15 protein-coding genes and 1 tRNA gene are annotated in these 19413 nt (G+C 65.3%); 5 read left to right on the top strand and 11 right to left on the bottom strand.

Annotation, left to right across the window (positions count from 1 at the left end):
* The 5 genes from EFAMC2_RS10330 to pknB all read left to right on the top strand — a co-directional run bounded on the left by EFAMC2_RS10330 (position 1) and on the right by pknB (position 8435).
* Positions 1-1338, top strand: a complete 1338-nt coding sequence (locus tag EFAMC2_RS10330; RefSeq protein ID WP_261980145.1) for an FhaA domain-containing protein — start codon at positions 1-3, stop codon at positions 1336-1338.
* The gene (locus EFAMC2_RS06130) at positions 1338-1751 is read left to right on the top strand and encodes an FHA domain-containing protein (protein WP_154027962.1); all 414 of its coding nucleotides are present in this window, start codon (positions 1338-1340) and stop codon (positions 1749-1751) included. Before EFAMC2_RS10330 ends, EFAMC2_RS06130 begins: the two co-directional genes overlap by 1 nt.
* Positions 1748-3520, top strand: a complete 1773-nt coding sequence (locus EFAMC2_RS06125) for a Stp1/IreP family PP2C-type Ser/Thr phosphatase (RefSeq protein WP_261980143.1) — start codon at positions 1748-1750, stop codon at positions 3518-3520. The genes EFAMC2_RS06130 and EFAMC2_RS06125 overlap by 4 nt, the downstream gene beginning before the upstream one ends.
* A 1-nt stretch (position 3521) precedes the next feature.
* Positions 3522-6392: an FtsW/RodA/SpoVE family cell cycle protein gene (locus EFAMC2_RS06120; RefSeq protein ID WP_154027961.1), complete on the top strand. Its 2871-nt coding sequence runs from the start codon at positions 3522-3524 to the stop codon at positions 6390-6392.
* A 147-nt stretch (positions 6393-6539) separates the two neighbouring features.
* Entirely contained in the window at positions 6540-8435 is a 1896-nt protein-coding gene (pknB, locus tag EFAMC2_RS06115) for a Stk1 family PASTA domain-containing Ser/Thr kinase (protein ID WP_154027960.1), read from the top strand.
* Positions 8436-8702: 267 nt separating this feature from the next.
* On the opposite strand, the gene EFAMC2_RS06110 is transcribed toward pknB, so the two are convergent.
* From EFAMC2_RS06110 to EFAMC2_RS06060, 11 genes are all read right to left on the bottom strand, one after another.
* A tRNA-Arg gene (locus EFAMC2_RS06110) sits at positions 8703-8778 on the bottom strand.
* 48 nt (positions 8779-8826) lie between these two features.
* The gene (locus EFAMC2_RS06105; RefSeq protein ID WP_187325186.1) at positions 8827-9384 is read right to left on the bottom strand and encodes an AIR synthase-related protein; all 558 of its coding nucleotides are present in this window, start codon (positions 9382-9384) and stop codon (positions 8827-8829) included.
* 50 nt (positions 9385-9434) lie between these two features.
* The gene (locus EFAMC2_RS06100) at positions 9435-10055 is read right to left on the bottom strand and encodes a hypothetical protein (RefSeq protein ID WP_154027958.1); all 621 of its coding nucleotides are present in this window, start codon (positions 10053-10055) and stop codon (positions 9435-9437) included.
* Positions 10042-10938, bottom strand: coding sequence for a phosphoribosylaminoimidazolesuccinocarboxamide synthase (locus EFAMC2_RS06095; protein WP_187325185.1), 897 nt, complete (start codon positions 10936-10938; stop codon positions 10042-10044). The genes EFAMC2_RS06100 and EFAMC2_RS06095 overlap by 14 nt, the downstream gene beginning before the upstream one ends.
* Positions 10939-11088: 150 nt before the next feature.
* Positions 11089-12675, bottom strand: coding sequence for a sensor histidine kinase (locus EFAMC2_RS06090; protein WP_154027957.1), 1587 nt, complete (start codon positions 12673-12675; stop codon positions 11089-11091).
* A gap of 12 nt (positions 12676-12687) precedes the next feature.
* Positions 12688-13404 carry a response regulator transcription factor gene (locus EFAMC2_RS06085; protein ID WP_154027956.1) on the bottom strand — a complete coding sequence of 239 codons (717 nt, stop codon included), beginning with the start codon at positions 13402-13404 and terminating at the stop codon, positions 12688-12690.
* 242 nt (positions 13405-13646) lie between these two features.
* Positions 13647-14891 carry a twin-arginine translocation signal domain-containing protein gene (locus tag EFAMC2_RS06080; protein ID WP_154027955.1) on the bottom strand — a complete coding sequence of 415 codons (1245 nt, stop codon included), beginning with the start codon at positions 14889-14891 and terminating at the stop codon, positions 13647-13649.
* A 2-nt stretch (positions 14892-14893) separates the two neighbouring features.
* A complete protein-coding gene (locus EFAMC2_RS06075) occupies positions 14894-15175 on the bottom strand; it encodes a TIGR03905 family TSCPD domain-containing protein (protein WP_154027954.1) in 282 nt (93 codons plus the stop codon).
* A 98-nt stretch (positions 15176-15273) separates the two neighbouring features.
* Positions 15274-16623, bottom strand: coding sequence for an adenylosuccinate lyase (gene purB / locus EFAMC2_RS06070; protein ID WP_154027953.1), 1350 nt, complete (start codon positions 16621-16623; stop codon positions 15274-15276).
* Positions 16624-16970: 347 nt separating this feature from the next.
* Entirely contained in the window at positions 16971-18083 is a 1113-nt protein-coding gene (locus tag EFAMC2_RS06065) for a tyrosine-type recombinase/integrase (RefSeq protein WP_154027952.1), read from the bottom strand.
* Positions 18084-18310: 227 nt separating this feature from the next.
* Positions 18311-19231: an Abi family protein gene (locus tag EFAMC2_RS06060; RefSeq protein WP_154027951.1), complete on the bottom strand. Its 921-nt coding sequence runs from the start codon at positions 19229-19231 to the stop codon at positions 18311-18313.
* Positions 19232-19413: the final 182 nt, after the last annotated feature.

The following is a 19413-nucleotide window of genomic DNA, read 5'->3' as shown; positions in this document are numbered from 1 at the left end:
GTGAACTTCCTAAACGTCTTTGAGCACCGAGTCGGCAGTCTATTCGGCGCCACCGCCCAGGGCCTCACCGCGCCCTTCTCCTTCAAGAAGCTCGCCAAGAAGGCGGCCCGCGAGATGGAGGCGGAGACCTTCGTGATCGACGGCGTCGACACGGCCCCCGCCCTCTACACCATCCTTGTCTCCAGCGAGGACGACCTGGCAATGCGCCCGCTCTACGCGCAGCTCACCAACGAGACCGCCCAGTTCGTCGAGGGCCAGGCCCAGAACAAGGGCTACGTATTCGTTGGCCGTCCGCTCGTGCGCTTCATGGCCGACCCGTCCCTGCGCAGCGGCCGCTTCTCCGTCTTTGCGGAGAATGTTGACGCCCAGACCCTAAATCGCCTGCGCGAGGAGGAGGCCAAGTTCATGGGCGCCGAGCCGGCCGGCATCCAGCCCGCCGGGCAGCAGGCCGGACTCAACCCGATTCCGCAGCCGCAGGTGCGCCCCTCCGTCGACCTGTCCCCGCAGCTCTCCGACAACCCGATGAGCGGCATGGACGCCGGCCTCGACGTGCTCCCGCAGGAGACGGTGCTGGATGCCGAGGAGGCCGCCCTTGGCGCGGCCGCCCGTCGCAACCAGAACGTGCCCCTCGTGAACTCCCGCCAGCAGCAGGTGCCCACGCCGGTCGCTCCCGAGCGCAATCCCCTGCCGCCGGTGGTTCAGCAGCGCGCGGTTGCCCCCGAGCCCGCGGCGGCCGCACCCGCGCACCACGTGAGCGCGCGCCGGGTTCCCGCCATGCCGGATCTCTCGCCCGTGGCCGAGGCAGGCGTCGCCATCGCGGCCGAGCAGGCTTCCGCCCCGGAGGCCCACGCCGCCGCGGGCGCTGCCGCCGCCAGCCCCATCGCCTCCGCGCTCCCCGGCTTCGACACGCCGCAGCAGGCCGCACCCCAGCCGCAGGACCCGGCCCCGCAGCCGGCCCGCCAGCAGGCGGCCCCCGCGCCGCAGCAGGCCGTTCCCACCCCTCGCACCGTGCGCGCCCCGCAGCCCGTCCCGGCACCGGCGGCCGCCGCGCCCGCGACCTGCCTACTCATCGACCGCCAGAGCGGTCGCACCTACACCGCGAGCTCGCCGCGCACCGTCATCGGCCGCGAGCGCACGCCGGGCGGCGTGGTCCTGCATGACCCCAACGTCTCCCGCACGCACGCCGAGCTCAGCTTCGATGGCCAGGGCTGGCGCATCCGCGACCTCAACTCCACCAATGGCACCCTCGTCAACGACGTTGACGTCGACGAGTGCCCGCTGCGCGACGGAGACCTCATCACCCTTGGTCTCGTGAATCTCGAGTTCAGGGAGAACTAATGATTGACCTCGTCCTCTTCATAGGACGCATCGCCCTGGTGGTGCTGCTCTACCTGTTCCTGATCGCAGTGATGCGCACCGGCATCGGACTCGTGAAGGGACAGCGCAAGGACCCCGCCATCTGGTGCCTCGACGTCGACAAGGGGCCGCGCCAGCTGCGCGGCCTGCATGTGGACATGCTGGGGCCCGTGGTCGTTGGCCGCTCTCCCTCGAGCGACATCGTCATCTCCGAGCCGTTTGTCTCCGCCACGCACGCGCGCTTCACGCTGCAGGGCCCCGCACTCGTGCTCGAGGACCTCAACTCCACCAACGGCACGCTCGTCAACGGCCGCGCCATCGCCGACCCCGTCACCCTGCGTGATGGCGACGAGGTGCAGGTGGGCGACGTGGTCATGAGGGTGAGTCGCCGATGACCGAAGCGAACGACCAGAACGAGAGCCTCGAATACGCTGACGCCGACCAGCCCACTGCCGCCCACATGGGCGGCGAGCACTTCGCGCCGGTCGAGACTTCTGCGCCAAGCACCGAGCTTGACGCCATGGGCGAGGACGCGGCGGGGCCACGGGCGAGCAAGCCCTCGCACATGGCCCCCATGCCAGAGGACGTCGACACGCACGACAGCACCGATTCCGAGCGAGGCATCGCCTCGGGCGACACTCCTGCCGAGGCAGGCGCCCCTCAGGACACCGGCACCCTGCCCGTCGAGGACCCCGAGCTCTACGAGCAGTCTCGCACGACCCCGGTAACCGTCGTAGGCGGCTCGCGTGACGCACGTCCCGCCACGCCCACGCCACACGACGACGACCCTGAGCCGGAGGGCCCCACCGGCGCCATTCCGTCGGATGACCCAGACTCCACGGGTCCCATCCCCCTTTCCCAGATTCCCCAGACCGCAGACCCGCACCCGCCTGCGGTTGACCTCGACGCCCGCGAGGACACCGAGCTCCAGACCGGCTCCGGCGAGCGCCTTGCCTGGGCCGCACGCACGGACGTGGGTCTCATCAGAAGCCACAACGAGGACTCCTACCTCGCGCGACGCACGCTCTTTGGCGTCTGCGACGGCATGGGCGGCCACGCCGCCGGCGAGGTGGCAAGCGCCATCGCCGTGCGCGCCATCGCCCAGCACGCACCCGAGCACGCAGACGACGCCCTGCTCGGCGCCGCCGTCGAGGCCGCGAACGAGGCCGTCATCGAGGGTGCCGAGACCGGCGTGGGCAAGCCCGGCATGGGCTGCACCGCCTCGTGCTGCATCATCGAGGGCACGCACATGGCCGTGGCCCACGCGGGCGACTCCCGCATCTACCTGCTGCACGCCGGTACGCTCGTGCGCGTGACGCACGACCACTCCTACGTCGAGGAGCTCGTGGACGCCGGCGAAATCACGGCCGACGAGGCACGCGTGCACCCCTCTCGCTCGATCATCACCCGAGCGCTCGGCTCTGACCCAGACATGTATGCAGACCACTTCATGCTCGACGTCGAGCGAGGGGACCGCATCATCGTCTGCTCCGACGGCCTCTCGAGCATGATTCCGGACGGCTCCATCGAGGCCCTCTCGGTCTCGAGCGCCACCCCGCAGGAGTGCGTGGACAACCTCGTGGCGGCGGCCCTTGCCGAAGGCGGGCACGACAACGTGACCGTCATCTGCATCGACGTGGTGAGCGATGGCACGGAGGAGGCGCGCCGCAAGGCCCGCATCCGCGCCATCGCCGGCTGGGCAGGCGGCGTGGCGACGCTGTTCGCCGTCATCGGCGTGGCCCTCGCCCTCATCATCAACAACTCATGGTACGTGGGGTCCTACGCAGGAAACGTAGGCATCTATCACGGCGTCCACGCCTCGGTGTTTGGCATCCAGTTCTCCGGCCTCGAGAAGGCCAGCACCGTGAGCCTCAAGGACCTGCCCGACGCCACGCAGCATCAGCTTGCCGCCGGCATCTCGGTCTCCAGCTTCCAGGACGCCCAGAAGACCGTGAAGGCCTACGAGGACCAGGTGGCCGAGAACCGCGCCAAGGCCGAGAACGTGGCCGCAAGCGCCCAGTCGGAGAGCAACGGCGGGTCTGTGGGAGACGCCACCGGCGCCGCTGGCCCCGGGGCCGCGGGCCAGGCCCCCGCGACCAACCAGACGACGACCGAGACGGCCATCGCGCCGGAGACGACCGCACAGACCCAGGGGGGCGAGTAGCATGGCACGCGTACACGGAGGCTCGAGGCGCACTACCGAGCTGCTCCTGCTCGGGGCCGGTGCCATCCCCGTCCTGCTCATCTATTCCATGTACGTCATGAACACCGGGGCCCAGCTCACGGTGCAGACGCTTGCCGTGCCCATCGGCCTTCTCGCCACCTTCGTGGCGGCACACATCGGCATTCGCCTGCTCGCGCCCGGGGCAGACCCCGCCATCCTGCCCATCGTGTTCGTGCTCGCGGGCATCGGCGTCACCTTCGTCACGCGTCTCAGGCCAGACGAGGCCATGGGCCAGGTGGTATGGCTCTTCGTCTCGGTTGCGGCCATGGTGGCAACGCTTGCCGCCGTGCCCAACCTCGACCACCTCGCAGACTACAAATACACGCTCGGCATCGCCGGCGCCATCCTGCTCATGCTGCCGATGTTCATCGGCACCGAGATCAGCGGCTCCAAGCTGTGGATTCTCATCGGCGGCTTCTCTTTCCAGCCGGGCGAGCTGGCCAAGATCCTCATAGCACTCTTCATCGCCGCCTACCTGGCCGAGAACCGCGAGCTGCTCTCCGCGAGCTCCAGGCGCGTGGGACCACTCACCCTCCCGCGTCTGCGCATGCTGCTGCCGATGTTCCTCGTCTGGGGCGTCTGCCTGCTCGTCGTCATCTTCGAGCGCGACCTCGGAAGCGCCCTGCTCTTCTTCACGATGTTCGTCATCATGCTCTACGTGGCAACCGGCCGGGCGAGCTACGTCATCGTGAGCATCCTGCTGCTGGGCATCGGCGGCGTCTTCTGCTACAGCATGTTCTCGCACGTCCGCGTGCGCGTGCAAATCTGGCTCGACCCATTCCAGGATCCCTCGGGCTCTGGTCTGCAGATCGTGCAGTCCCTCTTCTCCATCGCCGACGGCAGCCTTGTAGGCGCCGGCATCGGCAAGGGCATGCCCACGCTCATCCCGGTCGTTGAGTCCGACTTCATCTTCTCCGCCATCGCCGAGGAGATGGGCCTTCTCGGAGGCGGCGCCGTGCTCATGCTCTTCATGCTGCTCGCGGTACGTGGCCTCACCACCGCCGCGCGCGCCAAGAGCGACATGAGCGCCTTCACGGCGGTTGGCCTCACGGCCTCCCTCTCCTTCCAGGCCTTCCTCATCGTGGGTGGCGTCACCCGCCTGCTGCCCCTCACAGGCGTCACCCTGCCGTTCATGAGCCAGGGCGGCTCCTCGCTGCTCTCCAGCTTCATCGTCGCGGCACTGCTCCTGCGCGCCGGAGACGAGGGCACGGGCCGCGCAAAGCTGCCCGAGGGAGACGGCACCACCCAGACCCCCTCGCCGCTCATCGTGGCCGGCGCCACGAGCGCCCAGCCCGTCGTGCAGGGCAAGCATGCGCGCGCGAGCATGGGCCTCGGCACGCCGGAGGGCGGCGTTCTCGGACGCGTGGCACTCGGCAACCGCCTCACGGCGCTCGTAACCTTCTTCTCGCTGCTCTTTGCCGCCCTCATCGCCAACCTCACCTACGTGCAGGTGGTCAAGGCGGCCGACTACCAGCAGATGAGCAACAACAACCACACCATCGCCAAGAGCGCCTACGTGCAGCGCGGCTCCATCATCACGTCCGACGGCGTGACGCTGGCCGAGTCGCTCAAGCAGGCCGATGGCACCTACGTGCGCACCTACCCGCGGGGCTCACTCGCCGTGCACACCGTGGGCTACCTCTCCACGCAGTACGGCGCCACGGGCGTCGAGGCCTCGATGAACGACTCGCTCACCGGCCGCGCGGACTACTCCAACTGGCAGAACGCCCTCTACTCCCTCGCCGGCGTCAAGCAGCCGGGCAACTCCGTGGTGCTCACCATCGACTCCCGCATCCAGCAGGCGGTCGAGGACGCGCTGGACGGCCGCACGGGCGCCATCGTGGTGCTCGACCCGCAGACGGGTGCCGTGCTCGCCAAGGCCTCCTCGCCAACGTACTCCTATGGCGAGATCTCCAACATCATCTCTGGCAGCGACAGCAACGGCGAACTCGTAGACCGCTCCACGCAGTCGCTCTACACCCCGGGCTCCACGTTCAAGACCATCACGCTGTCTGCGGCGCTCGAGAAGGGCATCGCCAACCTCGACTCCACCTATGACGCCCCGTCGTCCATGGACATCGGAGGCGCGGCGGTCACCAACGTCAACGACCGCGGCTATGGCGCCATCACGCTGCGCCGCGCGTTTGCCGTCTCCGCCAACACGGCCTTTGGCCAGCTTGCCACGCAGGTGGGCTCCTCAGACCTCGTTGCCAGGGCAAAGGCCTTTGGCTACGGCACCTCTCTGGGCCAGGACTTCAACACCAAGGCCTCGCTCATGCCGGAGCCCTCGGAGATGACCGAGTGGGAGACCGCCTGGTCTGGCATCGGCCAGCCGGTGGGTCAGCACGCGAGCCCCGCGGGCCCGCAGACCACGGTCATGCAGAACGCCGTCACGGTCGCCACCATCGCCAATGGCGGCACCGCCATGAACCCCTACGTGGTCGACCACGTGCTCTCGCCCGAGGGAGTCACGGTCTCCACCACCCAGCCCAAGAGCCTCGGTCGGGCCGTCTCCTCAGACACGGCCAACACCGTGAAGGAGGCCATGCTGGAGGTGGTCCAGAACGGCTCCGGCGTCTCCGCCCAGGTGCGCGGTGCCCGCGTTGCCGGCAAGACCGGCACGGCCGAGGTGGCCAACGGCAACATCAACTCGCTCTTCGTGGGCTTTGCGCCCTATGACAACCCGACGCTCGCCATCTCCATCTGCGTAGAGGGCACGCCCGAGGAAGACGTCCACGGCCTTGCCGCCGAAATTGCCGGCGAGGTCATAGCCAAGACGCTGAACGTCCAGGCGAACGGCTCCAACTCATGACGAGCGAGGCGGGACAGGGGCCCGCGCGTCAAAGACGCTGGAGCGGAACGCGTCGCCCACGCGACGACGGGCAGCAAGCGAGTGAGTTCTCGCAAATGAGGGAATATACGAGCGCGGGAAGCCGCGCAGGCAGAATGGGAGCAGGGAATGGCAGATAGGGTTCTCGGGGGACGATACACCGTCCAAGACAAGATTGGCATTGGCGGCATGGCAACGGTGTATCGCGGCCTCGACAACGTGCTGGGACGCACGGTCGCCATCAAGACGATGCTTCCGCAGTACGCCGCCGACCCCTCCTTTGCGGCGCGCTTCAAGCAGGAGGCCCAAGCGGCCGCCGGCCTTCAGAGTCCCTATATCGTGGGCGTCTACGACTGGGGCCGTGACCAGGACACCTACTACATCATCATGGAGTACCTGCGCGGAACCGACCTCAAGAGCGGCATCCGCAAGCACGGTGCCCTCGACTGCCGCAAGGTGGCACAGATTGGCTCGCAAATCTGCCAGGCGCTGAGCGTGGCGCACAAGCATGACATCATCCACCGCGACATCAAGCCGCAGAACATCATGGTGCAGCCCGACGGCAACATCAAGGTGATGGACTTTGGCATCGCGCGCGCCAAGAACAGCCACCTCACGGCCGACAACTCGGTGTTGGGCACCGCCCACTACGTCTCCCCCGAGCAGACGCAGGGCAAGGAGCTTGGCCCCACCTCCGACCTCTACTCCCTGGGCATCGTGATGTACGAGGCCGCCACCGGCAAGGTCCCCTTCGACGGCGACGACGCCATCTCCGTGGCACTCAAGCAGGTGCAGGAGCAGCCGGTTCCGCCTAGCCAGATCAACCCGAACGTTGATGCCACGCTCGAGGGCATCATCCTCAAATGCATGCAGAAGAACCCGGCCGACCGCTTCCAGACGGCCGATGAGCTGCGCCGCGTGCTCAATGACTACCTAGCCGGCCGCATCGTGAACCTGGGCGAGGCCACCTCGCTCATCAGCGCCGCGCCCACCAACGTCATGAACCGCAACGGCCGCACGCAGTCCATGAACCGAACGACGGCCACACCGATGCAGACTGGCCGCATCCCCGTTGCCAGCGGGCCCCAGCATGGCCTAACCGACATGCCCGAGAAGAAGCCCGTCTCCAAGGGCAAGGTAGCAGGCATCGTGATTGGCGCCATAACCGTCATCGCGCTTATCGCCTTTGCCATCACCTCGCTGATGGCAGATCCCGAGCAGCAGGCCATCCCCAACCTCGCGGGCATGACCGAAACCCAGGCGCGCGCCGCCATCGCCAAGTACAACAACTACTTCGAGGTGGGCAACGTCACGCAGGACTACAGCGACACGGTCGAGGAGGGCAAGCTCATCAGCCAGGACCCCGACCAAGGCGAGATGAAGGGCAAGGGCACTAAGATCAACCTCGTGTTCTCCAAGGGCAAGCAGCCTGCGGCCGAGGTGACGGTTCCCAACCTGAGCGGCAAGTCCCCGTCCGAGGCCAACGCCGAGCTGGAGAAGGTGGGCCTGAAGGGCACAGCCGGCGACTCCGTGGAGTCGGACAGCGTCGAGAGTGGCAAGGTTGCCTCGCAAGACCCCGTCGCCGGCAGCACCGCCAAGGAGGGTGACACCATCACCTACCACATCTCCAAGGGCAAGGGTAAGGCAGACGCGGGCGACCACTCCGGCGAGGGCGCCAACTCCGCCAAGTCCGCCCTTGAGAGCGCCGGCTTCTCTGTGGACATCGAGTATGACTACAGCAGTGACACGGCCAAGGGCTACGTGATCTCCCAGAGCCCCACCGGCGAGCAGGAGAAGGGTGCCACGATTACCCTCACTGTCTCCCAAGGCGCCAAGCCCGCAGTCACCACCTCCGCGGCAACTAGCAGCCCCACCACCGGAAACAGCAGCCACAACGCCACCACCGGCAACACGGGGAGTTCCAACAACAGCAACAGCGGCTCCGAGAATACAGGCAATACCGGAGGCCCATCCAAGCCAACCACGCCTGGAAGCGGCAGCGAGGACCTCGCTGACGGCCAGTAAGTGAGCAAAGACATAGAACCAAAACGGGGATGGCACGCAAACAGCGCGCCATCCCCGTTTCTTGTATGAGCGCAACCTCAGCCATGAGTCAGCCTGCCGGTCAGCCTGCCGTCTACTTTGACTCATTTTCCCAACAGATCAGTGTCAGAAAAATGAGTCAAAGTAGACGGCAGACTTAGCTCAAGCTGACTCATGCGATGCGGATACACCTCTCTCATAAACAAAAGCAGGCCAGAGGCTTTACCACCTCTGACCTGCTGTTTTGTCTGGTGCCCCCGGGCAGATTCGAACTGTCGACACCCGCTTTAGGAGAGCGGTGCTCTATCCCCTGAGCTACGGAGGCACTATGTCTGGGGCCTGGCCCCAATGCGCCCAAGCACAGAAAACTATTCTACAGCTCACTGAGCGCGAGGTCTACATACGTCTCGTTGCTCGGCACACCCGCCACAATGATGTGGTCGCCGCCCACCTGACCGAGCGCGGCATAAGGGACGTCCACATCATCAAGCGCGTCCGCCAGCTGCTCCACGCGGTCGCACGGAAGCGAGACCAGCACGCAGCCCGCAAGTGCAACCTCGGCGTCCTCCGGCCTGATCTCGTGGTCGTCAACCGCGATGTAGCAGCCAATCGAGCCGCCACGGCAACAACGGGCAACGGCAATAGCCAGGCCGTCTTCGCCAACCTCGCGCGCGCTGTGGATGAGGCCGCGGGAGACGGCAGCATCGATCACAGAGTCAATGACCTCAGACGAAGTCTCGTCGGAGTCCTCGTCACTACCTGGCAGATTACCGATGATCGCCACAATGTCATGTGACGCCACAAAGCTCATTGAAACGGGCCACGGAGTCTCTGCCTCATCCGCTCGAGAGAGTGCCTTGACCATCCGCGCCGCAAGCTCGGGGTACTCTGCTGCAAACTCGGTTGCGCCCTTCGCTTCCCCATCCCCCATGACGCTCTCCCTCCGCATGACGGCCGCCCCGAAGGGCGGCCGAAACTAACCTACTTCTTAGCCTTTCGCACTGCCTTCTCGGCCCTGCGCTGCTCCTCGGCGGCGTAGTTGGCCTCAACGACGGCACGACGACGCTTGGCGCTCATACCACGCACCTTTGCCATCGACTCGTTGCGAATCGGGCGAATCTTGACGAACTCCCAGACAATCGCCGCGATGATGATGGCGTAAGACAGCACGAGCAGCACCGTGGAGATCACACCCACCGACGTGGTAAGGTCGTAGTTCTTGGCATCCGTGCCAAAGGCGTAGTTGACCGCAAACGAGACGGCGATGCAGATGATGCCGGCGATGAGCAGGCCCCACCAGACGCGACGACGACCCAGATAGCGAGAATCCTGCTTCATCACCATCTCGGTGATGTTGGCAACCTGATCCTCCTCCTCGCGCTCCGCACGGCGCTTCTCCTTGCGCTCCTCCTTGGTGAGGGGGCGCGAGGAGACAGACTTGCCCTTGGACTTGGACGAAACAATGCGGACGCCCTCGGCGGCAGGACGGGCGGGCTTGCCCTTCGAGAGCGACCTGCGCGTCATGCCCGCCGGCTTGGAGCCCTCCTCGCCGTCGGTCGTCTTGCCCATGTTTCGCTCGTTGAACGGACTACGCTGAGACATTGCTCTCCTTCATGGGCACGAACTTTTCGCCAGTGATGATCTCGAAGGCCTCCTGGTAGCGCTTGGAGGCACCTTCAATGACATCGGCCTGGATGTGGGGAGGCTCGCCCTGCATGTCCCAGTTGGCGCGCAGCCAGTCGCGCACGTACTGCTTGTCGAAGCTGGGCTGCACGTGACCCTCGGCATAGCCCTCGGCAGGCCAGAAGCGGCTGGAGTCAGGCGTGAGACACTCGTCGATGATGGTGAGCTGGCCGTCGATGAAGCCAAACTCGAACTTGGTGTCGGCGATGATGATGCCGCGCGTGGCGGCATACTCGGCAGCTGCCTTGTAAATCTTGAGAGAGGCATCGCGGAGCTGCTCTGCCACGTCCTCGCCCACGATCTCGGCGCAGCGCTCAAACGAGATGTTCTCGTCATGCTCACCATACTCGGCCTTGGTAGAAGGCGTGAAGATCGGCTCGGGAAGCTTGGAGGCCTCGGTCAGGCCGTCCGGGAGCTTGATGCCACAGACGGTGCCGTTCTCGTCATACGTCTTCTTGCCGGAACCGGTGAGGTAACCGCGCACGATGCACTCGATGGGAATGGTCCTGGCCTTCTTCACAAGCACGGAGCGGCCGGCCAGATAGTCGGCATACTCGGCGTACTCGGCCGGGAACTTGGCCGGATCCATCGTGATGACGTGGTTGGGCATGATGTCCGCAAACTTATTGAACCAGAAGTCGGAGATGCGCGTAAGGATCTCACCCTTGTACGGAATCTCATCCGGAAGGATGTAGTCGTAGCAACTGATGCGATCGCTGGCCACCATCAGCAGCGCATCGCCGCAATCGTAGATGTCGCGAACCTTGCCCTGCGAATCTGGACGCTTTCCGATAGCTGCCATATGCACCGCTTTCCCTCTACATGTTTGATTCTGTGCCGCTCTACAGCGACAGTACCAAATGCTTATTCTAGCAATGCGGCGCACGCGCGGGCCCCATTTCTCATCCCGGCACAGCCAAGCAAGAAACGGGACCCTCCATGATTGATGAAGTTACTTGGCGTCCTGCGCGGGCTGCGACTGGCTCTGGGATTTGCCCTGGTCTCGCGGGATGTGCAGCGTGAACTTCGTGCCGTGGTTGAGCTCGGACTCCACGGCAATGTAGCCGTGGTGACGGTCGATAATCTCCTTCGTGACCGAGAGTCCCACTCCCAGGCCACCACTCTCGCGCTCGCGGCTTGCATCCGAACGCCAGAAGCGACTGAACACGCGTGCGAGGTCCTCCTTGGCGATGCCGATACCGGTGTCGGACACCGCAATCACGGCGTCCCTGCCATCTTGCTCCACACTCACCACAACCCAGCCACCGTCGGGCGTGTAGCGCAGCGCGTTGGACATGAGGTTGATGACCGCCTGGCGAATCATGTCGCGGTCGATGTCGCAGTACAGCTCCTTGCGCGGCGTCTTTACGTCCATGCGCAGGCGAAGGCCTCGGTCTGCGAAGAGCTGCTCCTGTGAGGTGACGATAGAGCGCACGAGCCCCACGACGTCGGTCTTCTCCGGCTTGAACGGCGTGGTGCCGTTCTCGATGCGCGAAAGCTGCAGCATGGCGGCAACGAGGCGGGAGAGGCGACGAACCTCACTCGCCACGGTCTCGAGATGCTCCTCGTCCGCCGGAAGCACGCCGTCCTGCATGGCCTCGACCGTGGCGAGCATCGCCATGAGCGGCGTGCGAAGCTCATGGGCAACGTCGCCCGTCAGGCGGTGTTCGAGCTTGAGGTCGCGCTCGAGCGACGTGGCCATGTCATCGAACGTCTCGCCCAGCTGGCCAATCTCGTCGTCACCCGTAATGCCGGTGCGAGCCGTGAGGTCGCCCGAGCGAATCTGCGCCGCCGTGGACGTGATGGACTTGATGGGCTTGGCGAGCTTCGTAGACACGAGCACACCCATGATGCAGGCGAGCATGACGGCCACGATGCCAGCCGTGGCAACGGCACCGTACGAGCTCTTGCGGAACGCCGCGTCCCCCTTGGTGATGAGTGCCTCGCTCCCGAAGGCCCAGAGCTTCACCGTTCCTATCACGGTGCCGTCCGCAAGCTTCACCTCGTGCGACACCACGGCGTCGGCATTGGCGGGAACCACGCTCGAGCTTGCGCTTCCGCCGCTCTCGGCCTCGCCATGCTCCACCGTGTGGTTGCCGGTGTTGCGCGCCCAGGTGTCGTCATAGATGATCACGTTGTCGTCATCGATGACCTGCACCCCAACGTCGCTGGAGATGGACGCGGCCTGCACCGTGCGCTCGACGCTGTCCGCGTCCCAACCCTTCTCGGCGGTGTAGGCATCTGCCAGCGTGTCGGCCACCGAGGAGGCATAGCGCTCCATGTTGGAGCGCGTGTAGCTCAGGAACTGGGCCTCCCAGGTAACTCCGAGAACGCCCACCAGAATAACGGCCGTAATACCCGCAACCAGGGCAAACATGATGGTCATGCGGCCGCGATAGGACATGTGCCGACTCTTGCGGTTTGAGAGCGTCTTCCAGGAGGCCCGCGCGGAGTCGGACGTAGCAGACGAACCGGGCTCCCTCTCGGAGGCCCGGTCCGCACGAACGCGCTTGCCTATGATGAGCTTTGCGGGAACCATGCCAGCCCGCTGCTACTTGTCGCTCTTGCCGGGCTCGGGCGCATCGAAGCGATAGCCCACGCCATGTACGGTGTAGAGCCACGTGGGGTGACGCGGGTCGTCGCCGAGCTTGGCGCGAAGGTTCTTCACGTGGGAGTCGATGGTGCGCTCGTAGCCCTCGAAGTCGTAGCCAAGGACCTTCTCGACGAGCTCCATGCGGCTGTAAACCTGGCCCGGGTAACGGGCGAGCGTGGTGAGCAGCTTGAACTCGGAGGCAGTGAGGTCGACCTCCTTGCCGCGGACGGTCACCTTGTGCGCAGAGATGTTGATGACGAGGTCGCCAAAGTCGAGTACCTCAACCTGCGGCTCGCTCTCAGTGCGGGCACGCCGCAGCAGCGCGCGCACGCGGGCGACGAGCTCGCGCGGGGAGAACGGCTTGACGAGGTAGTCATCGGCACCAAGCTCGAGACCGATGATGCGGTCCTCAACCTGGTCCTTGGCCGTAACCATGATGATGGGCACATCGGACTCATCGCGAATGGCACGGCAGACGCGCTCGCCGGAAAGCTTGGGCAGCATGAGGTCGAGCACCACGAGGTCGAACCCGTGCTTCTCAAACTCCTCGACGGCCGTCTGGCCATCGCCTACGGCACGCACCCAGTAGCCCTCGCGCTCGAAGTAGGCGGCGACGGCCTCGCGAATGGCCTTCTCGTCCTCTACAAGCAGAATCTTCTTCGCATCCGAAGCCATGATGGCCTCCCTAAGTCTGTTCTCGTCCGCCGCCCTTCCCGTTGGGCGGGCGGGCATTCACGCAAATAGTCTACCCCACAGGCACATTCAGCAGAACCACAGGCTCCGCGGACGGCCTGGAGCAGGCAGGCGGAAGGACAAGGGGGAGAGGCCAATACCCCGCCAAACAGAAAGCGGCGGCAGCGTTTCCCGTGCCAGGGCATGAGAAACGTGACCACCGCAGCAGCGCCATAAAACCACAGCTAGAGACTGAAGGCTCGCACGGTCACGGAGCTCGGGAAGCCCGTGTCCTCGTCCTTGACGGTGGCAAAGGTCACAAAGGTTGAGGTGGTCCCCTCACTTGCCGGGTAGTCGCCGTAGTCAAGAGAGCGATTGGGTGCCACGAGCGTGGCATAGGTCCGGGCGTTGGTGTCCAGGATAACGTGTGAGGCCCTCGTCTTCACGAGGTATACGCCGTTTTTCCCCGAGACCTCGGCAGACGGCTCGCGGGGGAGCACCACGAAGGGGTCGTCGCCGTTGCCGATATAGGTGCCCATGTTTCCCAGCAGGCCGCCCGTTCCAAAGTTCGCCTCGATGGAGAACGCGAACTTGTCATCCATGCGCACCGCATAGAGCGGGTAGACGGACTGCGGCAGCACGAGCTCCGCCTCGGTGGAGGAGAGCTTGTTGTCCAGCGAGTAGGCCGTGATGCCATAGAACCTGCCGCTCTCGCTGGAGCGGACGCGCGGCACGAGCGTCACCATGCCGTCTGAGACAGAGGGCCCACAGGCAAAGCGGCCGGGAGAGCGAACCACCTCGTCTGCCGAGGTACCCCCCGCTTGCCACAGGTAGCAGGAGGAGTTCTCCGTAGTCCTGCTTCCGCCGCCAGACGGCATCACCAGCCAGATAACGCTAGCCCTACTGCAACAGACGTGGGGAGGCTCGTAGTCAGAGCTCGCCTCCCAGAGCGTCGACACCGTACCGAGCGTCCCACCCGCGGAGAGCGCCGCCGCAAAGAGCTTCCAGTCGCGCGTGACAAGGTTGAGCTCAACCCATGCAAAGACCGAGTCCGAGCAGCGCGCGTCATAGACAACGTAGTTACCGCCGGCCTGCGGAGTCTCCACGAGCGGCACCGAGGTGCCAGAGGAGATGGAGAAGGCGCCGGCGGACGTCATGTGGGCACCGCCCACCACGGGCGTCACGTACGGGCGCCAGGAACCCTCCGCCGGCCTGAGCACGCATCCGAGCGGAAGGCTCCAGGTGCCGGCCTCGGAAAGCGAGGTCACACCACCGTTGTCAGATGATGCCTGCTGGTACACGCCCTCGTTGCTTCCACTGCTCACCACATACGTGGCAGAGCCAGAGTCGACGACCGTCGGCTGCGCCTGGTCGCCCTTGGACGAAGACGAGCACGAGGCGAGCGTAGAGATCGCGATGGTTCCCGCGCCGGCGATGGCGCTTCCCTTGAGGAAGCTCCTCCTCGACACGGCATGACGCAGGATACTCACTGCTAGGCCTCGGGTGCCACGCCGGCGAGCTCGTCCTCCGCGGCACGAAGGCCGCGGGCAAGCTGGTCGGCACACGACGTGTTGCGCGGGCCGCAAGTATTGCCTGAGAGAATCTGGCAGATCTCGTCCACGGGGTGGCCGGCCACCAGCTTGCCGATGGCCTTGAGGTTGCCGTTGCAGCCACCCTCAAACGAGACCTGCTCGACGGTCTTGCCGTCATCGGAGAGCCCGATGTGAATCATGCGCGAGCACACCCCGCGCGGCTTGTAGTCATAGCTGAACATGAACGTCCTCCCCAGGCGCACAATTCCCCAGCGCGCCACTAGCAACAGAAACACGGCGACCGACAATCATGGAAGCTGCCGGCCGCCAAGTATGGATCCTACGCCTCGAAGCTCAGTGCCTCCAGACGATCGAACACGGTGTCGACGCGCGTGAGGAAGTCCCACGGGTCGAAGATCTCATCGAGCTTCCCGGCGCTCACGGTGCAGCGCGGGTCGGCCTCGAGCTTCTCGCGCAGGGTCGTGCCCGGCTCGCACTGCTGAACCTCGCGCCAGGTGGCCATGGCGTTCTCCTGCACGATCTTGTAGGCGTCCTCGCGCGTGATGCCCGTGTCAACGAGGGCGAGCAACACCTTGGACGAGTACACCAGGCCGCGGGTCTTGTTGAGGTTGGCCTCCATCTGCTTCGGATAGAGGATCAGGCCGTCAACCACGCGGATGAGGCACTGGAACATGTGGTCGAGTGCGATGAAGCTGTCGGCCTGCGCCACGCGCTCGGCGGAGGAGTGCGAGATGTCGCGCTCGTGCCAGAGGGCAACGTTGTCGAAGGCAACCTGGGCATTGGCCTTCACCACGCGGGAGAGGCCGCAGACCTTCTCCATCGTGATGGGGTTGCGCTTGTGGGGCATGGCGGAGCTGCCCTTCTGACCCTTCTTGAACGGCTCCTCGGCCTCGAGGGTGTCGGTGCGCTGGAGGTTGCGGACCTCGGTGGCGATGCGCTCGCACGTGGCTGCCGTAGTGGCAAGCACGCCGGCAAGGTAGGCGTGGTGGTCACGGCTGATGACCTGCGTGGACAGCGGGTCGTGCACGAGGCCGAGGTGCTCGCAGACGTACTCCTCGATGAACGGCTCGATGGAGCTGTAGGAGCCCACCGCGCCGGAGATGGCGCCAAACGCCACGTTCTTGCGCGCATCGGCAAGACGGTCGAGGTCGCGCTTGAGCTCCCAGGCCCAGGAGCCAAACTTCATGCCAAAGGTCATGGGCTCGGCGTGAATGCCGTGCGTGCGGCCAACGCAGAGGGTCTTGCGCTCCTCGAAGGCGCGGCGCTTGCAGATCTCGCCAAGCTTGCGAACGTCCTCGATGATGAGATCGCAGGCCTGCGTGAGCTGGTAGCAGAGGGCCGTGTCGCCGAGGTCGGAGCTGGTCATGCCGTAGTGGACCCAGCGGCTGGGCTTGGGGTCGCCCTCGGGCACGTTGGCGTCGATGTAGCTGCCCATGTTGGTGAGGAAGGCGATGACGTCGTGGTTGGTGACAGCCTCGATGGCATCAACCTCCTCCTTGTTGAACTTCGCGTGCGCGCGAATCCAGGCGGCCTCCTCCTTGGTGATGCCAATCTTGCCAAGCTCGGCCTGGGCCTCGCAGGCCAGCACCTCAATCTCCTGCCACACGGCGTACTTGTTCTCGAGGGAGAAGATGTGGCCCATCTCAGGACGGGTATAGCGATCAATCATGAAGGCTCCTTTGACTAGGGAGGCACGACGGTCCATCTCTTCTATTGTGCCACGGAGACGCGGGGGACACGGCACGCCCATGAGTATGTAGGCAGGGCTCCGCCCCCCCCTGGGTTCGGATCCCCCGCGAGGCGGCAGGAACCACAAAGGGCCCCGTTGCCGGGGCCCCTGGTGAGACGTGGTGCGCCGTCAGGGATTCGAACCCTGGACCTTGGGATTAAAAGAACCGGCACGCCCTCCGGCGGACGCGTCGCCAACCTGCATACATATATGGTAGCGTTTTCGACAGCGGCGGCTATCTGGAAACCAGGTGGGACCGGGATGCGCCCCATTGCGTCCCAAGGTCGTCAGGCGCGGCGCAGGACGTCGGAGACCTTCCGGCTCGCCTCCTCCATGAGCGCGACATCGGGCCTAAAGTAGCTGCCGTAGGTGCTCGAGTGCTCCGTGCGGCCGTGCATCCTGTCCGAGAGGTCCGCCTCGACGCCCGCGGTGAGCATGAGCGTGTCGGACGTGTGGCGAAGCATGTTCGTCGGTATCGGGCGCAGCCCGGCCTCGCGGCACCATCGGAGCCAGCGGTGGTAGAAGCCCGACGACGTGAACGGGATGAGGCGGCCCGCGGCCCACTCGTCGGCGCGGCCCTCGGCCTCGGCGGCCGCCCGCAGCTCGGCGAGCCTGGCGCGCACGCGGTCGCGGCCCGCCGCGAGGACCGGCACGGTCCGGACGCTGAAGTCGTTCTTGGCACCCTCGGCCCAGCCGCCCTCGTCGGTGTAGGTGCGCGCCACGCTCACGGTCATGGTCCTGACCTCCTCGCCGGTCACGACCGAGTAGGTCGACTGCTCGCGGATGTCGAGCGGCCTGGCGCCCAGGCACTCCTCCTTGCGCAGGCCCGAGAGGCCGAGGACGCAGTAGAGCTCGATGTCGGGCGTGGCGTCGCGCGCGGCCTCCAGGGCCGCCATGGCCTCGAAGCGGCTCCACGGCAGGGCCTGCGGCTTGCGCTCGCGGTGCACGGGCACGCGCCTGTCGAGGGGGCGCTCGTCGAGCAGGCCGTCGTCGTAGGCGCTGCGAAGCACCGCCGAGAGGGCGCGCTTGCAGTTCGCGGGCGACGCGGCGGAGTAGATCACGCGCCTTATGAGCGCGTGGCTCACGTCGCGCAGGCGCACGTCGCCCATCTGCGGCAGCACGTACCTGGTCATGCTGCCGTCATACCAGCGCGTCGTGGCCTCGCCGCGGGGCTTGCCGCGGACGCTCGGCTTGTCGCGGAATATGCCCCAGTAGTAGTCGGAGACCGTCATCGCCGCGTCCGCGGCCGACGCGACGCCGCCCGCGCTCTGCATCAGGGCGACCTTCCGCGCCTCGGCCTCCTCGCGCGTGATGCCGCGGTAGGTCCTCGACATGTCGATGCCCTTGCCGCGCACGCGGACCCGCCACGAGCCGCCGCGGCGCTCGACCGAGCCCGTCATTGGCCTTCCCTTTGGCATGGCTACCTCGCCCCCGTTCCGGCGTCGCGCATGCCGGCCGATGCAATGGGTGAACGGGCTTCAATCATGATGAGCCTCCAAACAAGAAGGGCCGCCATCGCTGGCGACCCTTCCGTGGCCCGGCCGGACGTACCGTCGCCGGGCCTCATCACGTCACCATGGTATCACGCGGCCCTATGCCGCCACTTTCGTGGGGCTACGAAAATGGCCTAGCAGTCGCCCCTCAGCACGCCGTCAAGCTCTCGCAACGATGCCAGTCCCATCCGGCTGAGTATCGATTCGATGGGGACCGTCGCAATCCGCTCGTCGGCGAAGGCGAGCACTTTGCGGACGTCGGCGAGGAGGGCTTCGCACTCGTCTGGCGTGAGTATCGTCCTCATGTCAGACAGGAGCCTCCTGAAGTCGGTGCTCTTCGACCTGTCGACGCGGGCGCAGTACAGGCGCTCGTCATGCGCGCAGATGTTGCGGAAGTCCTTTATGTGGTCGAACGACCTCTCCAATGACGCATGGGTTATCCGGCGCGGGTTGGCGGGGTGTGATGCGCGGTGCATCCGCTGGAACTCCTGCGCTATGGCGAACCTCGTCGACTCGTCCTGTGCGGAGTAGAACTTGAAGGCCTGCCCGAGGCTGAGACAGTTCATCGTTACCCACAGCGGCACGTTGTCGTGGTTCTTCTGATAATGGTCGAGGTAATCCTTCTTGAACTTCGGCGACTCGCCGGGGACGCGCCCTATGGCCCTGGACATCTCGCGCACGATCGCCCTTGCTACCCTGGAGCGTCTTGCGTCATGGGCGTAGTTTGAAGTGTCTAGGTAGGCCTCATTGTCGTCCGCGTGCCGCGAACAGAACACGTAGGTCGAGACCGTCTTTAGCATGCCTTCGCACAGGGCCATGTAGCGGAACATGATGGAGCGGAGCCTTCTGTCCATCACGAACAGCGCGTAGACCTCATCGAGTGTGGCACCTGGCTTGAACCTGTCCGACGACTTGAGGAACGGGTCCTTGTAACCGTTCACGACGGGGTAGTACCCCTCGTGTTCAAGGATGAACCTAGCGTTTGGCCCCGTTGACAGGCCGCGCATCTCCAGAAGGTCGATGAGCTCGTCGTAGGTCTTGAACGGTTTATCCAATGTGACTCCTTAAAAAGCAGAAAGCCGCCCGAAGGCGGCTCCCTGCTGGCTGCGCCGTCCTGATCGAAACGCAGCCTCATCACGCCGCCATAATAACATGATGTGCGGGAACCGTCAAAGAAAAGTGCGCGCCTACGTGCAAGAACGCAAACGCCTTGATTATCAACTTTATCCGAACACCT

This window comes from Olsenella uli, from assembly GCF_901212655.1.
Taxonomy (GTDB): domain Bacteria; phylum Actinomycetota; class Coriobacteriia; order Coriobacteriales; family Atopobiaceae; genus Parolsenella; species Parolsenella uli_A.
This window is presented reverse-complemented; position numbering and strand designations above follow the sequence as displayed.